This window comes from Chromobacterium sp. FG22 (genome assembly GCF_057809415.1).
The window spans coordinates 111,224-131,311 of sequence record NZ_JBMDJX010000003.1; the positions used below are offsets into that span (position 1 = coordinate 111,224).

At 65.4% G+C, this 20,088-nt stretch carries 20 protein-coding genes; 1 reads left to right on the forward strand and 19 read right to left on the reverse strand.

Translation table 11 applies throughout. The features are described 5' to 3' along the window. Nucleotides 1–30: 30 nt before the first annotated feature. Together ftsH and rlmE are read right to left on the reverse strand one after the other, a co-directional pair. A complete protein-coding gene (ftsH, locus tag ACODSD_RS04100; RefSeq protein WP_107800556.1) occupies nt 31–1,941 on the reverse strand; it encodes an ATP-dependent zinc metalloprotease FtsH in 1,911 nt (636 codons plus the stop codon). Between the two features lie 83 nt (nt 1,942–2,024). After that, complete coding sequence (rlmE, locus tag ACODSD_RS04105; RefSeq protein WP_227104917.1) at nt 2,025–2,642, reverse strand: 23S rRNA (uridine(2552)-2'-O)-methyltransferase RlmE; 618 nt, start codon at nt 2,640–2,642, stop codon at nt 2,025–2,027. 134 nt (nt 2,643–2,776) lie between these two features. Here rlmE and yhbY point away from each other — a divergent pair, with 134 nt between their 5' ends. Continuing rightward, the gene (gene yhbY, locus ACODSD_RS04110) at nt 2,777–3,097 is read left to right on the forward strand and encodes a ribosome assembly RNA-binding protein YhbY (RefSeq protein ID WP_107800558.1); all 321 of its coding nucleotides are present in this window, start codon (nt 2,777–2,779) and stop codon (nt 3,095–3,097) included. Between the two features lie 96 nt (nt 3,098–3,193). Here yhbY and ACODSD_RS04115 read toward each other — a convergent pair whose 3' ends face one another. The 17 genes from ACODSD_RS04115 to gspD all read right to left on the reverse strand — a co-directional run bounded on the left by ACODSD_RS04115 (nt 3,194) and on the right by gspD (nt 20,088). Next, nucleotides 3,194–3,622: a DUF4149 domain-containing protein gene (locus ACODSD_RS04115; protein WP_488876834.1), complete on the reverse strand. Its 429-nt coding sequence runs from the start codon at nt 3,620–3,622 to the stop codon at nt 3,194–3,196. A 62-nt stretch (nt 3,623–3,684) separates the two neighbouring features. Next, the gene (gene greA / locus ACODSD_RS04120; RefSeq protein ID WP_488876835.1) at nt 3,685–4,161 is read right to left on the reverse strand and encodes a transcription elongation factor GreA; all 477 of its coding nucleotides are present in this window, start codon (nt 4,159–4,161) and stop codon (nt 3,685–3,687) included. Nucleotides 4,162–4,299: 138 nt separating this feature from the next. Next, nucleotides 4,300–7,509, reverse strand: coding sequence for a carbamoyl-phosphate synthase large subunit (carB, locus tag ACODSD_RS04125; RefSeq protein WP_488876836.1), 3,210 nt, complete (start codon nt 7,507–7,509; stop codon nt 4,300–4,302). Nucleotides 7,510–7,600: 91 nt separating this feature from the next. Next, a complete protein-coding gene (leuE, locus tag ACODSD_RS04130; RefSeq protein ID WP_107800560.1) occupies nt 7,601–8,251 on the reverse strand; it encodes a leucine efflux protein LeuE in 651 nt (216 codons plus the stop codon). A 16-nt stretch (nt 8,252–8,267) separates the two neighbouring features. Beyond that, on the reverse strand, nt 8,268–9,395 hold the full coding sequence (gene carA / locus ACODSD_RS04135; RefSeq protein WP_107800561.1) for a glutamine-hydrolyzing carbamoyl-phosphate synthase small subunit: 1,128 nt from the start codon (nt 9,393–9,395) through the stop codon (nt 8,268–8,270). Between the two features lie 269 nt (nt 9,396–9,664). Beyond that, nucleotides 9,665–10,414, reverse strand: a complete 750-nt coding sequence (locus ACODSD_RS04140; RefSeq protein WP_488876837.1) for a type II secretion system protein N — start codon at nt 10,412–10,414, stop codon at nt 9,665–9,667. Next, entirely contained in the window at nt 10,411–10,920 is a 510-nt protein-coding gene (locus ACODSD_RS04145) for a type II secretion system protein M (RefSeq protein ID WP_107800563.1), read from the reverse strand. The genes ACODSD_RS04140 and ACODSD_RS04145 overlap by 4 nt, the downstream gene beginning before the upstream one ends. Before the next feature lies 1 nt (nt 10,921). Then, a complete protein-coding gene (gspL, locus tag ACODSD_RS04150) occupies nt 10,922–12,112 on the reverse strand; it encodes a type II secretion system protein GspL (RefSeq protein ID WP_488876838.1) in 1,191 nt (396 codons plus the stop codon). Then, complete coding sequence (gspK, locus tag ACODSD_RS04155; protein ID WP_158274337.1) at nt 12,099–13,046, reverse strand: type II secretion system minor pseudopilin GspK; 948 nt, start codon at nt 13,044–13,046, stop codon at nt 12,099–12,101. The genes gspL and gspK overlap by 14 nt, the downstream gene beginning before the upstream one ends. Nucleotides 13,047–13,075: 29 nt before the next feature. After that, nucleotides 13,076–13,648 carry a type II secretion system protein GspJ gene (locus ACODSD_RS04160; protein WP_227104923.1) on the reverse strand — a complete coding sequence of 191 codons (573 nt, stop codon included), beginning with the start codon at nt 13,646–13,648 and terminating at the stop codon, nt 13,076–13,078. Beyond that, nucleotides 13,648–14,028, reverse strand: coding sequence for a type II secretion system minor pseudopilin GspI (gspI, locus tag ACODSD_RS04165; RefSeq protein WP_107800567.1), 381 nt, complete (start codon nt 14,026–14,028; stop codon nt 13,648–13,650). The genes ACODSD_RS04160 and gspI overlap by 1 nt, the downstream gene beginning before the upstream one ends. Next, the gene (locus tag ACODSD_RS04170; RefSeq protein WP_107800568.1) at nt 14,025–14,501 is read right to left on the reverse strand and encodes a prepilin-type N-terminal cleavage/methylation domain-containing protein; all 477 of its coding nucleotides are present in this window, start codon (nt 14,499–14,501) and stop codon (nt 14,025–14,027) included. Before ACODSD_RS04170 ends, gspI begins: the two co-directional genes overlap by 4 nt. A gap of 14 nt (nt 14,502–14,515) precedes the next feature. Continuing rightward, nucleotides 14,516–14,959: a type II secretion system major pseudopilin GspG gene (gene gspG / locus ACODSD_RS04175; protein WP_019100905.1), complete on the reverse strand. Its 444-nt coding sequence runs from the start codon at nt 14,957–14,959 to the stop codon at nt 14,516–14,518. A 30-nt stretch (nt 14,960–14,989) separates the two neighbouring features. Continuing rightward, complete coding sequence (locus ACODSD_RS04180; protein ID WP_107800569.1) at nt 14,990–15,250, reverse strand: hypothetical protein; 261 nt, start codon at nt 15,248–15,250, stop codon at nt 14,990–14,992. A 22-nt stretch (nt 15,251–15,272) separates the two neighbouring features. Beyond that, on the reverse strand, nt 15,273–16,484 hold the full coding sequence (gene gspF / locus ACODSD_RS04185; protein WP_488876839.1) for a type II secretion system inner membrane protein GspF: 1,212 nt from the start codon (nt 16,482–16,484) through the stop codon (nt 15,273–15,275). After that, entirely contained in the window at nt 16,484–17,944 is a 1,461-nt protein-coding gene (gene gspE, locus ACODSD_RS04190; RefSeq protein ID WP_107800571.1) for a type II secretion system ATPase GspE, read from the reverse strand. The genes gspF and gspE overlap by 1 nt, the downstream gene beginning before the upstream one ends. Next, a complete protein-coding gene (gene gspD / locus ACODSD_RS04195) occupies nt 17,941–20,088 on the reverse strand; it encodes a type II secretion system secretin GspD (RefSeq protein WP_107800572.1) in 2,148 nt (715 codons plus the stop codon). The genes gspE and gspD overlap by 4 nt, the downstream gene beginning before the upstream one ends.

A 20,088-nucleotide genomic window follows, 5' to 3' on the forward strand; every position in this document is an offset into this window, starting at 1 on the left:
TAGGCTTGCCCGGCTTCGTCGCTTAAGGACTCAGACTTCCTGCGCCGGATCGGCGGTCGGCTCGGCGGCCGGCGGAGTCGGTTTGTCTTCCTGCGGCTTGGCCGCGAAACCGGCGCCCGGCTTGGGCGGACGCGGCGGCTTGCCGTCCATCAGATCGTTGATCTGATCGGCGTCTATGGTTTCCCATTCCAGCAGCGCGGCGGTCATCGCTTCCACCTTGTCGCGGTTCTCTTCCAGCAGGCGGCGCGCCAGCGCGTACTGCTCGTCGATGATGCGGCGGATTTCAGCGTCCACCTGCTGCATGGTGGCTTCGGACAGGTTCTTGTGGGTGGTGATGGAGCGGCCGAGGAAGACTTCGCCCTCGTTCTCGCCGTACACCATCGGGCCCAGCTTGTCGCTCATGCCGTAGCGGGTCACCATGTCGCGCGCCATTTGCGTGGCGCGCTCGAAGTCGTTGGAAGCGCCGGTGGTCATCTGGTTCATGAACAGCTCTTCCGCGATGCGGCCGCCGAACAGAATGGCGACGCGATCCAGCAGATAACCGCGGTCGTAGGCGAAGCGGTCCTGCTCCGGCAGCTGCATGGTCACGCCCAGCGCGCGGCCGCGCGGGATGATGGTGACCTTGTGCACCGGGTCCGCCTTGGGCAGCAGCTTGGCGACGACGGCATGGCCGGACTCGTGATAAGCGGTGTTGCGCTTTTCCTCGTCGGTCATCACCATGCTGCGGCGTTCGGCGCCCATCATGATCTTGTCCTTGGCGGACTCCAGATCCTCCATGTCCACCAGACGCTTGTTGCGGCGCGCGGCGAACAGGGCGGCTTCGTTGATCAGGTTGGCGAGGTCGGCGCCGGAGAAACCCGGCGTGCCGCGCGCGATCACCTCGGCGTTGACGTCGGCGGCGATCGGCACCTTGCGCATGTGCACGCCCAGGATCTGTTCGCGGCCGCGGATGTCCGGCAGCGGCACCACCACCTGGCGGTCGAAACGGCCCGGACGCTGCAGGGCCGGGTCCAGCACGTCCGGACGGTTGGTCGCGGCGATCACGATCACGGTGGAATTGGTGTCGAAACCGTCCATCTCCACCAGCAGTTGGTTCAAGGTCTGCTCGCGTTCGTCGTTGCCGCCGCCGAGTCCGGCGCCGCGCTGACGGCCGACCGCGTCGATCTCGTCGATGAAGATGATGCACGGCGAGTTCTTCTTGGCCTGCTCGAACATGTCGCGCACGCGGGCCGCGCCCACGCCGACGAACATTTCAACGAAGTCGGAACCGGAGATGCTGAAGAACGGCACCTTGGCTTCGCCGGCGATGGCCTTGGCCAGCAAGGTCTTGCCGGTACCGGGCGAGCCGGCCAGCAAGATGCCGCGCGGAATGCGGCCGCCCAGGCTCTGGTAGCGGGAAGGATCGCGCAGGTAATCGACGATCTCCTTCACCTCCTCCTTGGCCTCGTCGCAACCTGCGACGTCGGCGAAGGTGACGGTGTTGGCGTCCTGGTCCAGCATTCTGGCCTTGCTCTTACCGAAGGAGAACGCACCGCCCTTGCCGCCGCCCTGCATCTGGCGCATGAAGAACACCCAGACGCCGATCAGCAACAGCATCGGGAACCAGCTGATGAAAATATTCATCAGCATGGACGGCTCTTCTTCCGGCTTGGCGGAGAAGCGGACGTTGTTTTTGATCAGGTCGTCGACCAGCTGCGGGTCGTAAGGCGCGTAGGTGCTGAACGCGGAGCCGTCGGTCAGCTTGCCTTTCAGCCATTGCCCGCGCAGCGGGTGGCCTTCTATGGTCAGGGACTGGACCTTGCCGGATTCGACATCGCTGATGAACTGCGAATACTCAAGCTGATTCTGGGTATCCTGACGCTTGTTGAACTGATTGAATACCGTCATCAGTACCAAACCGATGATGACCCATATCGCGATGTTTTTGCCGATATTGTTCACGAGTAGCGGACTCCTCTGTGCCCTGACTTTTTGGTTGCTTGTCTAGATATTTGCTTTGATTGTACGCCGCGAGCCACTTTATGTCAGCGTCGGCCTTTGCCCAGCAGGTAAATTTCGCTGGAACGGTCGCGCGACGCTTTCGGCTTGCGGGTGACTACCTCGTCGAACAGCTCGCGCATGGACTTGAGATAGGCTTGGAAATCGCTGCCCTGGAACACTTTGACGAGAAAATGGCCGCCAGGTTTCAAATGATCTCGCGCAAATTCCAGCGCCAGCTCGCACAGCAGGAAACTCCTGGCCTGGTCGATGGCGCTCATGCCTGACATATTGGGCGCCATATCGGAAATTACAAGGTCCAATTCGCGGCCGCCGAGCAATTGCACGAATTGCGCCAGCACCTCTTCCTCGCGGAAGTCTCCCTGGATGAAGTCGACGCCGGGCACCGGGTCCATGTCCAGGATGTCGAGCGCGAACACCTTGCCGCCGTCGCCGACGATGCGCGCCGCCACCTGCGACCAGCTGCCGGGCGTGGAGCCCAGATCGGCCAGCACCGTGCCGGGGCGGATCAGCTTGTCCTTGTCGTTGATTTCCAGCAGCTTGTAAGCGGCCCGCGCGCGGTAACCGTCTTTCTGCGCCTGGTTGACGTAGGGATCGTTGACGTGTTCCTGCAGCCAGCCATTGCTGCTCTTGCTTCTAGCCATTGCGCTATGCTCTCAAAGGTGGGCAACAGGCCAGCCGCGCTATCCTGTTGTTTTTCATTTATTTTAGGTCCGGACTTTGGGAAAGCGCCCAACTCGAGTAGAATCGGCTTTTGCTTTGTAAATCCGTATTTCTCATGAAAATTGAACTCAAGCCGTTCCAGCGCAAGTATCTGCAGGGACTGGCGCACGGCCTCAACCCGGTGGTGATGATAGGCAACAACGGCCTGACCGAAGCGGTGATCCGCGAAGTCGCCATCAATCTGGACGCCCACGAACTGATCAAGGTTCGCGTGCTGGGCGACGACCGCGAAGCGCGCGTCGCCATGTTCGAGCAGATCTGTGAAGACCTGGGCGCCGCCCCGGTCCAGCACATCGGCAAGCTGCTGGTGCTGTGGCGCCCCAGCGATAAAGAGCGCATCGTTCTGCCCAAGAACAAGCAGGCGCTGAAGGGCTGAACGCCGTTCGCGGCGATCGCGCTTCGTAGAAAAGCGGTGGCATGCCACCGCTTTTGTTTTGTCCGCTCCCAAGGGAGCGCTACGGCGAACAGTCGCTTAATCGTTGCGCCAGACGTAGACCAAGCCCATCAGGCTCTGCACCAGATAGATCAGGCTGGAAATCGCGTGCCAGGTGGCGAAGCCGCCGCCGAACAGGCCTTCGGCCGCATGATTCATCTGCGCCTTGAGATTGGCGATGATGGGGGTGACGGCGAAGTGATTGATCAGCGTGCAGGCCAGCATGCCCATCACCAGCCAGAAACCGCTTTCCTTGACCCCGGCCGCGCCATTGCGGCGGATATGGTCGACCAGCAGGATCACCCCGCACACCAAGCCTACCCAGGCAATGCTGGCGAACAGCTTGCCAGCCACCATGCCGGCGGTGACCCGGTCCAGCATGGCGAACAATACCGGCGCCACCACGATGCCGATCACCCACAAGCCGCCAATCCAGAAGGTCTTGGCGATGGAACGCAATCCATCCATGTCTCAGCCCCTCTCCCGCGCCGCGCCGCACGCGGACCGCCAAGCCCGCGCGCCGGCGGGATTCAGATGTATTTGACGTCGAGCACTTCGTATTCGCGAATACCGCCCGGGGCCACGACTTCGGCCACGTCGCCGGCTTCCTTGCCGATCAGCGCGCGCGCGATCGGGGAGTTCACCGACACCTTGCACACCTTGATATCAGCCTCATCGTCGCCCACGATCTGGTAGGTGACGTTTTCCTCGGTCTCCAGATCCATCAGCTCGACGGTGGCGCCAAACACCACGCGGCCATCGGCGTCCAGTTCGGCCGGGTTCACCACCAGCGCATTGGACAATTTGGCCTCCAGCTCGGCGATGCGGCCTTCGACAAAGCCCTGACGCTCCTTGGCGGCGTCGTATTCGGCGTTCTCGGACAGGTCGCCATGCGAGCGAGCCTCGGCAATCGCCTCGATCACGGCCGGACGTTCCACGCTCTTGAGGCGCTGCAGCTCTTCTTTCAGCAGCTCTGCACCGCGCACGGTCAACGGGACTTTGATCATTTCAGAATTCTCTCCAGAGGCGGCATCCGCCTTCATCAAAAGCACAAGCCGCCGTACTGGACGGCGGCTTGAAGTAGCGGGTTATGGGAGGGATTGTAACGGCAAACCCCTCCCGCTTCCAAGCCCCCGCGTCAGGACTCAGCCCTGAATCTGGCTGTGCAGTTCCTGCACGCTGTAGACATCGAACTCCTCGGCGTGGGCCATGCCCACGCACACCGCCTTGGCGCCGGCCAGGGTAGTGTATTGCGGAATCCGCGCCTGCAGCGCCGAACGGCGGATGGAGTGGCTGTCCTGAATCGCCTGGCGCTTCTCGTCCACGGTATTGATCAGCAGATCGATTTCCGAGTTCTTGATCATGTCGACGATGTGCGGGCGGCCTTCATTGACCTTGTTGACCACCTGCACCACGATGCCGGCGGCGGACAGATGCTTGGCGGTGCCGCGCGTCGCGCAGACGCCGAAGCCCAGGCGCTGCAGTTCGCGCGCCACTTCCACCGCGCCGTTCTTGTCGCTGTCGCGGACGGACAGGAAGACCTTGCCGGTCTTGGGCAGGCGGTCGCCGGCGCCCAGCTGACCCTTGACGTAGGCTTCGGCGAAGGTCTTGCCCACGCCCATCACCTCGCCGGTGGACTTCATTTCCGGCCCCAGGATGGTATCCACGCCGGGGAACTTGATGAAGGGGAAGACCGCTTCCTTGACCGCGTAGAACGGCGGAATCACTTCCTTGGTGAAGCCCTGCTCGTTGAGGCCGATGCCGGCCATCGCCCGCGCGGCGATCTTGGCCAGCGGCGCGGAAGTCACTTTGGAGACGAAGGGCACGGTGCGGCTGGCGCGCGGATTCACTTCCAGCACGTAGATGGTGTCGCCCTGGATGGCGAACTGCACGTTCATCAGGCCGATCACGTTCAGCGCGCGGGCCATGGCCACGGTCTGGCGGCGGATTTCATCCTGCACCGCCGGGAACAGGCTGTACGGCGGCAGCGAGCAGGCGGAGTCGCCGGAGTGAACGCCGGCCTGTTCCACGTGCTGCATGATGCCGCCGATCACCACGTTCTCGCCGTCGGACACGCAGTCCACGTCGACTTCGATGGCGTCGTTGAGGAAGCGGTCCAACAGCACCGGGCTGTCGTTGGACACCTTCACCGCCTCGCGCATATAGCGCTCCAGGTCGGCCGGCTCGTGGACGATTTCCATCGCGCGGCCGCCCAGCACGTAGGACGGGCGCACCACCAGCGGGTAGCCGATTTCCTCGGCCAGCTTCATCGCTTCGGCCGGCGCGCGCGCGGTGCGGTTGGGAGGCTGCTTCAGACCCAACTCGTTCAGCAGCTTCTGGAAGCGCTCGCGGTCCTCGGCGGCGTCTATCATGTCCGGCGTGGTGCCGATGATGGGCACGCCGTTGGCTTCCAGCGCGCGCGCCAGTTTCAACGGAGTCTGGCCGCCGTACTGGACGATGACGCCGAACGGTTTTTCGATGCGGCAGATTTCCAGCACGTCTTCCAGCGTCAGCGGCTCGAAATACAGGCGGTCCGAGGTGTCGTAGTCGGTGGACACGGTTTCCGGGTTGCAGTTGACCATGATGGTCTCGAAACCGGATTCGCGCAGCGCCAGCGCCGCGTGTACGCAGCAGTAGTCGAACTCGATGCCCTGGCCGATGCGGTTGGGCCCGCCGCCCAGCACCATCACCTTCTTGCGGTCGGACGGATTGGATTCGCACTCTTCCTCATAGGTCGAGTACATATAGGCGGTATTGGTGGCGAACTCGGCGGCGCAGGTGTCCACGCGCTTGTACACCGGGTGCAGGCTCAAGCTCCAGCGCTTGGCGCGCACCGCGGCCTGATCCGAGCCCAGCAGCTCGCCCAGACGGCGGTCGGAGAAGCCCTTGCGCTTCAGGCGGCGCAATTCGGCGTAGTCCAGTTCTTCCACCTTGCGGCCGGCCAGCGCTTGTTCTTCGCCGATCAGGTCTTCGATCTGGGCCAGGAACCAGGGATCGATCTTGCTGACCGCGTGGATATCGTCGCGGCTCATGCCGATGCGGAAGGCGTCGGCCACGTACAAGATGCGTTCCGGTCCCGGCGTGCCCAGTTCGTGGCGGATCGCCGCTTCGTCGCTGGTCACCGGGTCGAAGCCGGCCAGGCCGGTTTCCAGGCCGCGCAACGCTTTCTGCATCGATTCCTGCAAGGTGCGGCCCATCGCCATCACCTCGCCCACCGACTTCATCTGGGTGGTCAGGCGGTCGTCGGCCTGCGGGAATTTCTCAAAGGCGAAACGCGGAATCTTGGTGACCACGTAGTCGATGGACGGCTCGAACGAGGCAGGGGTGGCGCCGCCGGTGATGTCGTTCTTCAGCTCGTCCAACGTGAAGCCCACCGCCAGCTTGGCGGCGATCTTGGCGATGGGGAAGCCGGTGGCCTTGGACGCCAGCGCCGAGGAACGCGACACGCGCGGGTTCATTTCGATGACGATCATCTCGCCGGTGGCCGGATTGGTGGCGAACTGCACATTGGAGCCGCCGGTGTCCACGCCGATCTCGCGCAGCACCGCCAGGCTGGCGTTGCGCATGATCTGGTATTCCTTGTCGGTCAGCGTCTGCGCCGGCGCCACGGTGATGGAGTCGCCGGTGTGCACGCCCATCGGGTCGAAGTTCTCGATGGAGCAGATGATGATGCAGTTGTCGTTCTTGTCGCGTACCACCTCCATCTCGTACTCTTTCCAGCCCAGCACCGATTGTTCAATCAGCAGCTCATGGGTGGGCGAGGCTTCGAAGCCGCGCTCGCAGATGGCCAGGAATTCTTCGCGGTTGTAGGCGATGCCGCCGCCGGAACCACCCATGGTGAAGGACGGACGGATCAGCGTCGGGAAGCCCACCTTGGACTGCGCTTCCAGCGCCGCCTCCAGGGTGTGGCAAACAAAGGACAGCGGGCAGGACAGGCCGATCTTGGCCATGGCCTCCTTGAAGCGGCCGCGGTCTTCGGCCTTGTCGATGGCGTCCTCGGTGGCACCGATCAGCTCCACCTTGTATTTTTCCAGCACCCCGTTCTTGGCCAGGTCCAGCGCGCAGTTGAGCGCGGTCTGCCCGCCCATGGTCGGCAGGATGGCGTCCGGACGCTCCTTGGCGATGATTTTTTCCACCACCTTCCAGGTGATGGGTTCGATGTAGGTGACATCGGCCATGTCCGGGTCGGTCATGATGGTGGCCGGGTTGGAGTTCACCAGAATGACTTTGTAGCCCTCTTCGCGCAGGGCCTTGCACGCTTGCGCGCCGGAGTAGTCGAATTCGCAGGCCTGGCCGATGACGATGGGGCCGGCTCCGATGATCAGAATGCTTTTGAGGTCGCTACGCTTTGGCATGGTTCTACTCTTTATGATTGCATTTTGTGTGCCGCGAAGCCCGGACGCCTGAGACGCCCGGCCGCTTCGCGGCGAATATTAAATCTCTGCCTTACAGGCTGGCCGCGGCCAGTTTGGCGCCGAAGCCGACGAACAGCGCGCCCACCGAGCCGCCCAGCGCCGCGCTCAGCTTGCGCCGGCGGCGGAAAGCCTGGGCCAGCCGGTGGCCGGCGACGATCAGCGCGGTCAGGTACAGCGTGCTGCACACTTCCACGATCAGCCCCAGCGCGACGAAGGTCAGCGCCGGATGCGGGTAGGCGGGATCGACGAACTGGACGAAGAAGGACACGAAAAACAGGATGGCCTTCGGATTCATCAGGCTGATCAGCAAGGCTTTGACGAAGGGATTTTCCTCGCCCACCAACACCGACTTGGCCTCGGCGGCTTCGCCGCGGGCGGCGCGGCGCCAGGCCGTCAACGCGCCGCGCAGCATATTGAAGCCCAGCCAGGCCAGGTAGCCGCCGCCCAGGTACTTGACCACGGCGAACAGCGCCGGATTGGCCTTCAGCAGGCCGGCCGCGCCGGTGGCCGCCAGCGTCATCAGGATGAAGTCCCCGATGATGATGCCGCCGGCGCCGGCAAAGCCGGCGCGGGTGCCGCGCTGCGCCGCCACCGACAGCACGTACATGGAGTTGGGCCCCGGCAGCAATACGATGAGCACGGCGCCCAGCAGATAGGTGGTGAGATCGGTAATCCCCAGCATGTTCCCGCTCCCCGGCTTAAACGCGTTCCGCCATCGAGGCGATGAAGCGATCGAACAGATAGGCGACGTCTTCCGGGCCCGGACTGGCTTCCGGGTGGCCCTGGAAGGAGAAGGCCGGACGGTCGGTCAGCGCGATGCCCTGCACCGTGCCGTCGAACAGCGAACGGTGAGTAACGCGCACATTGGCCGGCAAGCTGGTTTCGTCCACTTGGAAACCGTGGTTCTGGCTGGTGATCATCACCCGGCCGCTGTCCAGGTCCTGCACCGGGTGGTTGGCGCCGTGGTGGCCGAACTTCATCTTGGACGTCTTGCCGCCGCTGGCCAGGCCCAGCAGTTGATGGCCGAGGCAGATGCCGAACACCGGCAGCTTGGCGTCCAGGATGTCGCGGATGGCCGCGATCGCGTAATCGCAGGGCTCCGGATCGCCGGGGCCGTTGGACAGGAAGACGCCGTGCGGATTCAGCGCCAGCACGTCGGCGGCCGGGGTCTTGGCCGGCACCACGGTCAGCTGGCAGCCGCGCTCGGCCAGCATGCGCAGGATGTTGTGCTTGACGCCGAAGTCGTAGGCGACCACATGGAAACGGGTGGACGCCTGCACCTGATAGCCGGCGCCCAATTTCCACTCGCGCTCGGTCCAGGCGTAAGGCTTGTCGCAGCTGACCACCTGGGCCAGATCCTGCCCTGCCATGGAGCCGAAGCCGCGCGCCAGTTCCAGCGCGCGCGCCTCATCAACGTCCCCGGCCATCACGCAGCCGGCCTGAGCGCCCTTCTCGCGCAGGATGCGAGTCAGACGGCGGGTGTCGATGTCGGCGATGGCGACGACATTGTGCCGCTTCAGATAAGCGGACAAGGAGTCTTCAGCGCGGAAGTTGCTGTGCAGCAGCGGCAGATCGCGAATGATCAGGCCGGATGCAAAAACGGCGCGAGATTCGGTGTCTTCCGAATTCGCGCCGACGTTGCCGATATGGGGATAAGTCAGGGTGACGATCTGTTTGGTATAGGAGGGGTCGGTCAAAATCTCCTGATAGCCGGTGATGGCGGTATTGAAAACCACCTCGCCCACCGTATGTCCGGCGGCCCCGATAGCACTGCCCTTGAACACGGTGCCATCGGCCAAGACAAGGATTGCGGGTACGGTTGACACAAGCTGCTCCTATTGCGTTTGCGGCGGGTAAGGAAAAACCGGCTGCGCCGGTTTTTGTTGACCCCCTCCGCCGGCCCGGCCGCCTCGCTCGCGCAAGGCCTCCGCCGCGACAGATGGGATCTGTCCCTACCCTAAGTTTTCGAATTGCTTTATGTGAAGAACGGGACTCGATGCCTGGCGCATCAGTCCCGTTTGGTTAAACCTTTCTATAGTAACGCCGTGCCGGAAAAATCACAAGAAAATTCGATAACATGACAAATGAACCGTCATCAAGCCCCTGGACGAATCTGCCATTGCACGCTGGTCGGTCCGCTCGGTTTGCCCAGCATCAGCATCAGCGGTTTCAAGGCGTCGTATTTTTCCGGCGGGCTGTCGGCGCTGCCGCTCAGCGCGAAAGCTGCACCCGGCTGCCACTGGCCCTGACCGCTCAGATTCAAGGGTCCGTCCAGCGTCGCCACGTTCAAGGCCACGCCCGCGCCGGCGCCGTTGACGTCCATCTGGTAAGAACCGAACGGCGACAACGGGCTCAAGGGCGAGGCCGCGCCCAGCCAGCTGAGCTGCAGATTGCCGGCCAGTTGCCCTCCCTTGCGGCTGAACTGGCCGACCTTGAACTGCAGATCGCCGCCCAAGCGCGCCGCCTGCCAGGTCTTGGACAGATTCGCCAAAGCCGCCACCGGCACCGTCAGGTTGACGCCGTTCACTTCCACGCCGCCCCAGCTCCACTCCAGCTTGCCGTCCTGACCGTCGCTCTCCAGCAGCCAGATCGCCCGCCCCGACAACAAGGCCTTGGGCTGAAAGCGCCAGCCTATCCGGCTCATCGGCAACACCTCGCCCTTGTCGCCGACATAGACCAGCTGCGTCTTGCCCTGCCACACCGTGCCTTGCGCGCCGCTGAACTGCCAGCGCTCGCCGGTGGCGCGCAACAAGGGCAGCGACAGCAAACTCGCCGGCAAGGCGGCGATCAGGCCGGCCAGGAACAGCGCGCCCAATAGCGCGCCAATCAGCATTTTACGTTTCATGCGCCGCCTCCGGCGTGCGCCAGCAACGCCTTGATATGCACTTGGCCCGGCATCGGCTGCGCCTCCGCCCGCACGCTGAGCACCCTCACCTGGTGCTGAGCCGCCAGCACGCCGGCCAGCTTGACCCAGGCGTCGAACGCCATCGTCCCCTCCATCGCCACGCCGGACTCGCCCTCCGGGCTCAGCTGCCAGCCGGCCTCGGACAAGCCTTGGCTCTGCGCCACCTGACGGATCACCGGCAAGAGTTCCTTGGCCGGCAGCGCCGCCTGCGCCGGCTGGCGCTTCAGTTGCTCGGCCTCCCGCGCCAGAGACTGCACATAGCTCAGCTCGGCTTGCAGCCGGGACGCGGCGGCGCGATTGCGCTCCACCGATTTGCCCGCCGGCTCCCAGACCCCGGCGTAGAGCACGCCGACGCCGAGCACCGCGGCCATCGCCAGCAGCAGCCCTTGTTCGCGACGGCTGCGCTGCCGCCAGTAGGCGGCGAATTGTTCACGGTATTGCTTCATTTCACGGCTCCCGGGACAGGCTGAGTTCTTTGGTCCCCTGCTGGGTGGCGGTCACGTCCAGGCGGATCTGCTTGGCCGCCAGTTGCCCGCGCCAGCGTTGCAGGGTTTCCGCCGGCACGTCCGCCACTTGCAGCTTGAGCCGGCCGCCGTCGTAGCTGAGGGAGCGGGTCTGCAGATCGCGGCCGCTGAGCGCGGCCAGCGCGCCCATCAGTTCCAAGGCGTCGTCGCGCGCCGGCTGGCCGTGACTCAATCGCAGCTTGTCCACCGCGCGCGTCATCGCCAGCGCGCTGCTGCCCGGCATCGCCTGACCGCCGATCCAGGGCTTGGCCGCGGCGCGGATGTCCGCCGACAGGCTTTGTTTCTGCCAGGCGTACCAAGCGGCCTGGCCCAGGGTCAGCGCCAGCTGCGCCGCCAGCAAGCCGCCCAGCACCAAGCCGGTCCGCCGCAGCGCCGGCCCCCAGTCGCGCCAGCGCCGATTGGCCGCCAGTTCGCCGTTGGCGAAGTCGAAAGCCTGTTGCGCCAGGCCCTGCCGCCAATCATGAGCGGCCAATTGCTTGGGCTCGCCTTGCCACGCCGGCAGGCGCGAGCCGATCAGGCCGGCCGCTTCGGCGCCGCACACGGTCAGGCTGGCCGGCGGCAGCTGCGCCGCCAGCCGCGCGAACAGCAGTTGTTCCGTCGTTTCGCCGCAGTAGGGCAGCCAGGCCGCGCGCGTGGCGCTCAAGCGCAGCAGCCAGCCCTCGCCGCCGCGCGCCACGCTCCAGCCGTCGCGCGCCGGCGGCGGCAACAGGCTTTCCTCCGGCAGGATGCGGTCGCACAGCCGCCCCGCGCTCTTGAGCATGGCCACGGCGCGGCGCACCGGAAAAGCCTCGGTCACCGCCACCGCTCGGCTGCCGTCCGGCAACTCCCCGCCGATGGCGTAAAGATTGGCGGAGGGATCGTTAATCAAGCCTTCTTCCAGGGCGAAGCCCATCATCGCCGCCGTCGGCTGTTTGACCGAGGCCGGCAGCCGCGCCTGGGTGAACAGGGTGCGGCCGGCGGGCAGGATCAATTCGCAGCGATCGGCGCGCGGCCAGCCGGCCGGCGCGCTGTCGCCCTGAGCGCTGGGTTCGCCGCGCGTGCCCAATAGGGCCCAGGGCAGCCCCGGTTCGCTATCGGGCCAACCGGCCCGCAGATACAGTCTAAGCGTTGTCATTCTGGTTTCCGTTTCCCCTGGCCGGCGGCGGACGTCCCGCGCCGTCTTGCCGCCACAGCGTCTTCACCACGTTCATATTGCTGTAGATCAGCGCCCGCATTTCCAGCCGCGCCCGCTCCAGCCGGGCCGAGCTGTCCAGCATGAAGTAATTGGACGCCGCCGCGATATCGGTGTCGGCGATGATGCCCGGCGCCGGCAGCCGCGCCTTGAAATCGTTGGCGTCCTTGTAGTAATTGACCTTGCGCTGATTGAGCAGCACCAGCAGATTGCCTTCGCCCACGCCCGGCAGCAGCGTCTTCATCACCGCCGGCGTGGCGGTGTTGATGTTGATCTGGCTGACGTCGGCCGGCAAGGCGGCCACATGCGGCAGCAGCTTGTCCAAGACCTCCGGGGTGTAACCCGGCAGCCAGCGCAGCATCTCCACCCGCAGCAAGGGGTAGCCGGGCAGGGCCGCGCCCGGCTCCGGCGGCCGGCCCTCTCCCGCCGGCTGGCTGGCGTCCTCCGGATCCTTGCCGCCGCGCAGTTGCTTGACCAGCGGTTCGGACAAGCGCGTGGGCAGGCCCAGCGTGGTCAATAGCCGCTTGTAGAACACCAGCTGGCGCGCATTGGTCTGACCGTTCTGCACCAGCGAATTCAGATTGAAGCGCCCTTGCAAATCGCTCAGCCGGCCGGACACGGTCACGCCCTGGGCCTCGGTCTGCGGCAAGGGCTGGGCCCACAGCTGCGACAGGGCCACCACGCCGTTGCCGGCCGCGCCGTTGTTGAAGCGCAGGATTTCCATCGCCCAGCCCAGGCCGGCGTCGGCCACCAGGCGCAGCTGGGCGCGATTGCGGTCGTTGTCGAGCTGGTGCCACCACAGGCCTTGCTGCCACAGCACCAGCGAGGCGGCGGTGGTGGCCAGCGCCACGATCAACAAGGCCATGATCACCGCCATGCCGCGCTGCTTCCGGCTTCCCGGCGTCCTCATGGCAGCGCCCATATCCGTTTCGCCCATTCATTGCCCGGCATGCGGATGCGCATTTCCAGCGCGCGCGGGCTGTGCGCCGGGCTGGCCTCGCGCGGCGGCCAGTTGTCCAGCCAATTGCCGTCGTCCAGCAGCACGCGCCAGCGCACCGCGGCGTCCTTGCCCAAGAGCACGTAGGCGGTCGGCGCCGCGCCCTGGGCGTCGCCCGCCGCCCAGCTGAGGCCCTGAGCGCCGGCATGGTAGCTGATGCGCTCCTGGCCGCCGGGATAGCGGGCGGAAAAACTCTGCAAGGTCAGCGTCTGGCCGTCGCCGTCGCTTTGCAGCAATAGCTGGCTGCCGCCCAGACTGGGCCCTTGCCCTTGCGTCGGCGCCGGCATCTGGCCGGTCAGATCGCCTTCCAGCCGCCGGAAGGCGCGCGCGGCGTCCACCCATTGCTCGCTGGTCTGCATCAGCCGCTCGCGCGAGATCAGCAAGGAGCCGAAAGCCTTATAGCCCAGCACCGACAAGATGGCGAGCAAGCTCATCGCCACCAGGATCTCGATCAAGGTCATGCCGTCCTGCCGGCCGCGCATCACGAACCGCCTCCGGCGTTCATCCGCAGATAGCCGGTCATCTCGGCCAGCACGTAACGGCCGTCGCCCTGCGCCAGCACGCGCACCACCACCTTGCGGAAATTGGGATTGGGCGTCTGGCTGATCACGCGCTGCCAACGCCAGCGCGCGCCGTCGTCGTCCAGCTCTCCCGCCTGTTCGCCCACGTCCGGCCATTCGCGGCGCGCCTGCATCAGCGCGATCATGTTCTGCGCTTCCCAAGCGGCCTGCATCCGGCGCTTCATGCCTTCGCCGTTGTCGGCGGCCAGGCCGGTGGCGCGCAACAAAGCGCCCAAAGCCACCGCGATGATGGCCAGCGCCACCAGCACTTCAAACAATGTGAACCCGCGCTCGCGCTTCATGAGCCTTCGTCCACCCGGCTGCGGCCCAACGGCGACAGGGTCACGGCCAGGCCGCGGGTCTCGGTCTTGATCTGCAGGGCCAGCGCGTTGGCGCGCCCGTCCTGCCACAAGGGCAGCGGCCGTCCCGCCGGCCAGGGCTGGCCGTCCAGCAACAAAGCGCCGCCATGCACGCCCTCCGGCCACAGCCGGTCGGCCAGCAATTCGTCGTTGGCGCCGCCCCATTCGCCGTTGTCGCCGCGGCGCCGGAAGCCGTAACCCTTGGCGTCCCACATCAGGGCCAGCGGATCCCCCATTTCGGCGGCGTCCGCCGCCTGCTCCAGCACCCGCGCCAAGCGGTAGGCCTCGTCCGAAGCCTGGCGATGCGTGTCCGGCCGCATGCTGAGCGTCACCGTGGTGGCCAGCACGCCGATGATCAGCATCACCACCATCACCTCGATCAGGGTGAAGCCGCGCGCCGGAACGGAAGAGCCCATCAACGACTCCGGTCTTACTTGACCGCGTCCCAGTTGCCGATGTCGGCGTCCACGCCCTCGCCGCCCGGCTCGCCGTCGGCGCCGAAGCTCCAGATGTCGATCTCGCCGTGCGTGCCCGGGTTGGCGTACTGGTAGGGATTGCCCCACGGGTCCTTGGGCAGGCGCTCCAGGTAGCCGCCCGGCTTCCAGTTCTTCGGCTCCGGCGCCGAAGTCGGTTTCTGCACCAGCGCCTGCAGGCCCTGCTCGCTGCTGGGATAGCGACCGTTGTCCAGACGATACAGTTTCAGGGCCTGGCTCAAAGCGCCCAGATCCTGCTTGGCGGCGACGGCGCGCGCCTCGTCCGGACGGCTCATCACCTTGGGCACCACCAACGCCGCGAGTACGCCGAGAATCACGATCACCACCATGATTTCGATCAGGGTGAAGCCTCGCTGGGCCGCTTTGGAAAGGTGTCGCATATCTACTCCTACTACCGAGGTTTCAAAGGGTCAAAACAGGGAGGGGCCGTCGCCGGACAACTCCCAGACGCCGGCGGGTCCGGCATTGGCCGGCTTGAGCTGGCCCAGCTTTCTCAACTCGCTCGCCGCCCAGCTCATATCGTATTGCCAGGTGTAGAACAACTCGGTGCCTTCCAGCTCGCGAGCGCGCGCATGCCAGATGTGTTTGGCCACCGTCAGCCGGTCCGCCTTGCCGCCATGCGCGGCCAGCGCTTCCAACACCCATTGCTGTAAAACTGCCTTGTGAGACATTCCGTGCTTCTTTCCGCGAAAATCAATGCACCATCTGGTTCATGTCGATGATGGGCATCATGATGGCCAGCACGATCAACAAGACCATGCCGCCCATGAACAGGATCAGCAGCGGCTCCATCAGCGTGGTGAAGGTGGCGAGCTTGCGCTCCACCTCCTGCTCCTGCTGCTGGGCGGCGCGGTCCAGCATATGGGCCAGCGTGCCGCTGGATTCACCGCTGCCGATCAGATGGATCAGCACCGGCGGGAATTGACGGGTGGCGTGCAGCGCGCGCGACAGCGCCACGCCCTCGCGCACCTTGGCCATCGCCTCGCTGACCGCGTCCTGCATCGGCAGCAGGGTCATCAGGCCGCGCGCGGTTTCCAGCGCGGTCAGCAAGGGCACGCCGCTGCCCACCAGGATGGACAGGGTGCTGGCCATGCGCGCGGTGTTGAGGGCGCGCAGCAGGCGGCCGAACACCGGCAGCTTCAACAGCCGGGCGTGGAAGCGCCGTTTCAGCGCCGGTGCGCGCAAGGCGCGCACGGTCAGGAACAGCGCGGCGACGATGCCGGCCAGCAGCGCGACGCCCCATTGCCGCAGGAAATCGCTGGCGGCCACCAGCGCCCGGGTCAGAAAAGGCAGGGCCTGCTTGGTCTGCGCGAACACGCTGACCACCTGCGGCACCACATAACTCATCAGACCGGCCACCACCAGGATGGCCACCACGGTGACCACGGCCGGATAGGCCATCGCCAGCATCACTTTTTGTTGGGTGTTCTGGCGCTTGTCCAGGTATTCGGCCAAGCGCGCCATCACGGTGTCGAGATGGCCGGACTGTTCGCCGGCCTGCACCAGCGAACGATAAAGCGGAAAAAACACGCCCGGCGCCGAAGCCAGCGCCTGGGCGAAGCTCTTGCCTTCCAGAATGTCGCTGCGCAAGGCCGCCAGCACGGTGCGGCTGCGCGGGTGTTCGCACTGCTCGGTCACCGCAGTCAGCGCCTTTTCCAGCGGCAGGCCCGCGTTGAGCAGGGTGGACAGCTGTTCGGTGATCATCACCAGTTCCGCGCGCGGCAGGCCGCGGCGCAGCGCCGAGCTGCCGGCGTCGCCGTTCTTGGCGCTGACGCTTTCCACCTCCAGCGGCAGCAGGCCGCGCTCGCGCAGCTGGCTGCGCGCGGCGCGCGCGGAGTCCGCCTCCAGCAAGCCTTTCTGCTCCTTGCCGGCGGGGTCGAAAGCGGTAAAACGGAAGGCGGCCATCAGTTCCTCGTCACCCGCATGATTTCTTCCAGCGAGGTTTCGCCGGCCTTGACCCAACGCAAGCCGTCGTCGCGCAGCGAACGCATGCCGTGGCGGGCGGCGTAATCGCGCATTTTCTGTTCGGAGGCGCGATCGTGGATCAAGCGCTGCAATTGATCGTCGACCAAGAGCAGTTCATAAACGCCGTAACGCCCCTTGTAACCGGAATGGCCGCAGCTCGGGCAGCCCGCCGGCCGGTAATGCGGAGCGTCCGCCTCCCCTTCCAGCGGCACCGGATGCGGCGCCTTGCAGTGCGGGCACAGCCGGCGCACCAGCCGTTGCGCCATCACGCCCAGCAGGCTGGAGGCCAGCAGGAAGGGTTCGACCCCCATGTCCACCAGCCGCGTCACCGCCGAGGCGGCGTCGTTGGTGTGCAGCGTGGCCAGCACCAGGTGGCCGGTCAGCGAGGCCTGCACCGCGATCTGCGCGGTTTCCAGATCCCGGATCTCGCCTATCATCACCACGTCCGGATCCTGGCGCAGAATCGCGCGCAGCGCCTTGGCGAAACTCATGTCGATGCGCGGATTGACCTGGGTCTGGCCGACGCCGTCCAGGTGGTATTCCACCGGGTCTTCCACCGTCATGATATTGGTGTGGCGCGCGTCCAGCCGCGACAAGGCCGCGTACAACGTGGTGGTCTTGCCCGAGCCGGTGGGGCCGGTGACCAGCAGGATGCCGTGCGGCTGGCGGATCACCTTGTCCACCGCCTGCAGCGTGTCCGCCGCCATGCCCAGCGTGGCCAGATCCAGGCGGGCGTTTTCCTTGTCCAGCAGACGCAGCACCACGCGCTCGCCGTGGCTGGTGGGCAGTGTGGAGACCCGCACGTCCACCGGGCGGCCGCCCAGACGCAGCGAGATGCGGCCGTCTTGCGGAATGCGTTTTTCGGCGATGTCGAGATTGGCCATGATCTTGATCCGCGACACCATGGCCGCGTGCAGCGCGCGGTGCGGGCTGACCACGTCGCGCAGCGAACCGTCCAAGCGGAAGCGCACCACCGAGCGGTCTTCAAAGGCTTCGATGTGGATGTCCGAGGCGCCGTCGCGCAGCGCCTGGGTCAGCAAGGCGTTGATCATGCGGATGATGGGCGCGTCGCCCTCGCTCTCCAGCAAGTCCTCCACCGTTGGCAAGGACTCCACCATCTGGGTCAGATCCAGGTCCTGGCCGATATCGTCCACCACCTCGGCCGCCGCGCCGTCGCGATTGGCGTAATGCTCGGACAGGCGCTTGTCGAACAAGGCCGCCTCCAGCGTCTCGACGCTGGCCAGCCCCTGGCCGTGCAGGCGCAGTACTTCGGCCCAGGCCTCCGGCCGGCTGTCTTCGCGCAGCAGCAGATGACGGCCGCTTTCCCCGTCCAGCAGGATCACGCCGTTGGCGCGCGCGAACGGAAAGCCCAGCGCCGGCGACAGCTTGGGCTTGTTCATTTCGGCTGCGCCTTCAGGCTCTGTTCCAGCGTGGAGCGGATGCCGCCCTCCGGCAGGGACTTCAGCGCCGAATCCAGATTCATCTGCAGCTTTTCCCTCTCCGCCTTATGGCCTTCGCCGATGATGTAGTTGTAGCGATCGGTGGCGATGGAACGCGCGCCCAGATCGTCGCGGATGATGGTGGGCTTGATGAAGATCATCAGATTGGTCTTGTTGCGCTGCTTGTTGCTGTAACGGAACAAGGCGCCCAGCCACGGGATGTCGCCCAGCAGCGGCACCTTGCTTTCATTGTCGCTGACCGTTTCCTGCAGCAGGCCGCCGATGGCGATGATGCCGCTGTCGTCCACATTGGCGATGGTCTCTATCGTCCGCTTGTTGGTGGTTGGACCTTGCGGGTTTTTCTCGGTGCCCGGCACGATGGTGGACGCCTCCTGCAAAATCTTCATGCGGATGGAACCGCCTTCGGAAATCTGCGGCGTGATCTCCAGATTGAAGCCTATGGTCTTGCGGTCGTAGGTCTGGAAGGGATTGACCGAGCCGCTGCTGCTGCTGCCGGTATTGCTGTACTGGCCGGTCAGGATAGGCACTTCCTGGCCGATCTGGATCTTGGCCTTTTCATTGTCCATCGCCATCAGGGACGGACTGGACACGATGTTGCCCCCTACCTCGGTCTCCATCGCCTTGGCCAGCGCTCCCATGTTCAGCACGGTGCCGATGCCGGGAATATTGACCGTGCCCTTGACCCAGCCCACGTTCAGGCCGCCGGAGCCCGCCAGGGTGCCAAGCGGCGTGGCGGCGGTGCCGCCGGCCAGCGCGCCGCCGGACAAGCCGATGATGCCGGGGCCGCTGTTGCCGGGGAAGTTGGTGCCGCCGAACACGCCGGCGCCGTTGCCGTTGAGCGCGCCCAAGGCCTGCCATTGCACGCCCAACTCCATCGCCCTTTGCGCGGCCACTTCCACCACCAGCGCTTCCACCAGCACTTGGGCGCGGCGCTTGTCCAGCAGGTCGATGACATTGCGCAGATTCTGGTACATGGAATCCGGCACGTTCAGAATCAGCGCGTTGTTGGTGGGGTCGGCCTGGATCATGGATCCGCCGCCGCCGGCCCCGCTGCCGCCGCCGCTGGACGCGCTGTCGCCGCCCACCGGGCTGGCCGCCTGCGCGGCGCTGGCGGAGCCGCTGGACGAGGCGCCGGAACCGCTGCCCGAACCGCTCTGGTTCAGCAGGCTGGTACTGGAGCCGCCGTTGGTGCTCACCGCGGTGCGGCCCTGCAAGGGCCCCGCGTCGCCGGTCATCAAGGCTCGCAGCGTCTGCGCCACCTTGCCGGCCTCGGCGTTCTTCAGATAGACCACGCGCACATTGGCGCCCGCCTGGCTGGGCTGATCCAGGAGCTTGAGCAGGCTTTTGATCTTGCCGATCTTGCCCGGGGTGTCGGCGCGCACCATCAGCACATTAGCGCGCGCGTCCGGGATGATGGTGGTCTTGCCGCCGTCAGCGCCGGCGCCGCTGTCCTGCAACAACTTGTTCAGGCTGCCGGCCAGTTCCACCGCGGAGCCGAACAGCACCGGCACCACCACGGTGTCGCCGGCAGCCGCGCTCTCGATCGAATCGATGATGGACTCGATGCGCTGAATATTGTCCGCGTAGTCGGTGACGATCAGCGCATTGGACTGCGGGTAGGCGGCGATGGTGTTGTTGGGCGACACAATGGGCCGGATCACCGGCACCAGCTGATTGGCGTTGCCGTATTTAAGCGTGAACACCTTGGTGATCAGGCGGTCGCCGTCGCCGCGCGGGATGCCCTTGCTGGCCTTGGCGTGCAGCTTGGCGTCGGCCTCCGGCACGATCTTGACCACGCCGCCGCCCTCCACCGCGGAGAAGCCCTGCAGGCGCAGCGAGGACAACAGAATCTGGTAAGACAGCGCGCGCGGCACCGGCTTGCTGGACACGATGTTGACCGTGCCCTTCACCCGCGGGTCGATGATGAAGTTCTTGCCGGTGATCTCGCCTATCGCCTTGACCACGGTTTCGATGTCGGCGTTGACGAAGTTGAGCATCACTCCGTCGTTCTGCGGGGTAGCGGCCAATACGGCGTTGCAACCGTAGACCAGGGCCAGGATGGCGACAAGTTTGTGGATACGCAT